At 62.9% G+C, this 2,372-nt stretch carries 2 pseudogenes; both read right to left on the reverse strand.

Annotated elements, in window-relative coordinates:
* Positions 1 to 144: 144 nt before the first annotated feature.
* Positions 145 to 867: pseudogene (gene istB, locus AC0L3U_RS38175) on the reverse strand (IS21-like element helper ATPase IstB); the annotation flags it as partial.
* Positions 833 to 2,366, reverse strand: a pseudogene (gene istA / locus AC0L3U_RS38180) (IS21 family transposase). The pseudogenes istA and istB, both read right to left, overlap by 35 nt.
* Positions 2,367 to 2,372 lie beyond the last annotated feature (6 nt).

Below are 2,372 nucleotides of genomic sequence, written 5' to 3' on the forward strand. Positions count from 1 at the left end.
TGTCAATCGGCGTTCAAATTTGACCCCGTATCGGCGTCCAATTTTGACCCCTTTGAGCGACGAGTCTTGACGGTAGCGCTCGCCTCGTCGGAGCTGGCCGGGGTTGCGGAGACGAGGCGAGGCGCGGGTTGTGTGATCGTCGTCGCGGCTTTTGAAGCGCCAACTGTCGTTGCCACTCTCGACGATGTCGCAATGGTGGGTCAGGCGGTCGAGCAGCGCGGTAGTCATTTTGGCGTCGCCGAACACGCTGGGCCATTCACCGAAGGCAAGGTTGGTGGTGACGACAATCGAGGTGCGCTCGTAGAGCCGGCTGACGAGATGGAACAGCAGCTGGCCGCCGGACTGGGCGAACGGCAGGTAGCCAAGTTCGTCGAGGACGATGAAGTCGAGCCGGGTCAGATGCTCGGCGATGCGGCCCTGCCGTCCGTTGCGGGTCTCGATCTCCAGGCGGTTGACGAGGTCGACCACGTTGTAGAAGCGACCGCGGGCACCAGATCGCATGCAGCTTCTGGCGATGGCGATGGCCATATGTGTTTTGCCGGTGCCGGTACCGCCGACCAGAACGGCGTTACGTTGCTGGGCGATAAAGCCGCCGCCGGCGAGATCATTGACCAGGCTCTGGTTGATGGGGGTGCCTTCGAACTGGAAGTCCTCAAGGTCCTTGGCAAGCGGCAGCTTGGCGATGGTGAGCTGGTACTTGATCGAGCGGGCCTGCTTCTCGTTGATCTCGGCATTGAGCAGGTCGCCGACAATGCGTTGGGGTTCGTGCTGGCGCTTGATGGCGGTCGCCATGATCTCGTCGAAGGCGGCCTTCATGCCGTAGAGCTTGAGCTCACCCATGAGGTCGAACAGTTGAGTACGCTCCATCAGATGGTTCTCCTGAGGTTGTCGTAGCGGGCACAGTCGGCGATCGGGGCATGGCGCAATGTCAGCGCAGCCGGGGTGAGGATGTTGGCCGGCGGGGCAGGATCACGCTGGCGGGCCAGGATGTTGAGCACGACATCGGCGGAATGAACGCCGTGAGCGGTCGCCTCGGCGCAGGCTGCTTCGACGGCCGGCAAGCCGTCGGTCAGAACCGCGTTGAGGATGTCGACCATCTGCCGGTTGCCGTCGTCGGCACCGGCGAGCTTGCGCCGCACACGTTCGATCGCAGCCGGCAGCACCCAGTCCTTGAAGGGAGCGCCGTTGCGCAAGGCACCGGGTTTGCGAGCCAGCACCGGCACGTAATGCCAGGGATCGTAGACGGTATCACCGCGGCCGAACGAGCGAGCATGCTCGGCAACGATGCGTCCGTCCTGGCGGATCACAATGCGATCGGCGTAGGCGTGAACCTCGACAGGCCGCCCAACGGCACTGGCCGTGACCGAGTATTTGTTGTTATCGAAGCGCACCAGGCAGGTCTTCGAGACCGATGCCAGCACCGCGTGGAATCCGTCGAACCGGCCGGCATAGGGAACGAGCATTGGTCGCTCGGCTTCGAACACCTGCCAGACCGTTTGCTCGGTCAGTTCCGGATGCCGGTGCGCTTTGGTGTAGGCGATGCACTTGTCCAGCAGCCAGGCGTTCAACTCGTCGAGGTTCTTGAACCGCAGCCGTGGCGTGAAGAAGCGTTCCCGGACAAGCCCAACCTGGTTCTCGACCTGGCCTTTCTCCCAGCCCGACGCTGGCGTGCAGGCCACCGGATCGACCAGGTAGTGACTGCACATCTGCATGAAGCGGCGATTGTAGAGACGCCCTTTGCCGACGAAGATCGTCTCCACGGCGGTCTTCATGTTGTCGTAGATGCCGCGCACGCAGGTGCCTTTGAACAGGGCGAACGCCCGATCGTGGGCGTCGAACACCATCTCCTGCGTCTCGCGCGGATAGCACCGCACGAACAGCATCCGGCTGTGGCAGAGCCGGACGTGGGCGGCCTTTACCATCACCGTCACGCCATTGAGCAAAACGACCTCATGGCTCCAGTCGAACTGATAGGCTTCTCCCGGCGCAAAGCTCAGCGGGACGTAGGCCGCAGCCGTCGATTGTCCGCGTTCCTTGCCCCATCGCCTGGCGTAACGTCGCACGGCGTCGTAACCGCCGTCATAGCCGCGGCCGCGGAGCTCCTCGAAGATCCGGATCAACGTCAGCTGCTCGCGAGCCGACTTGCCTGCGTTCCCTGCCAACAATCCGTCGAGTTCTGCAGCCCACCGTCCCAGCTTCGGTCGCGGCTGGATGACACGCTCGTACTCGAACGAGGTCTCTCCCGACCTCAGCACTTTACGGACCGTGTTCCGCGACACCTTCAGGTCACGGGCGATCTCCTTGATCGTCTTGCCCTTGATGAAGTGCTCGCGCCTTATCCGGGCAATCGTCTCCACGATCAGCATCCCCAA

It is taken from the genome of Bradyrhizobium sp. Kon69, assembly GCF_055807515.1.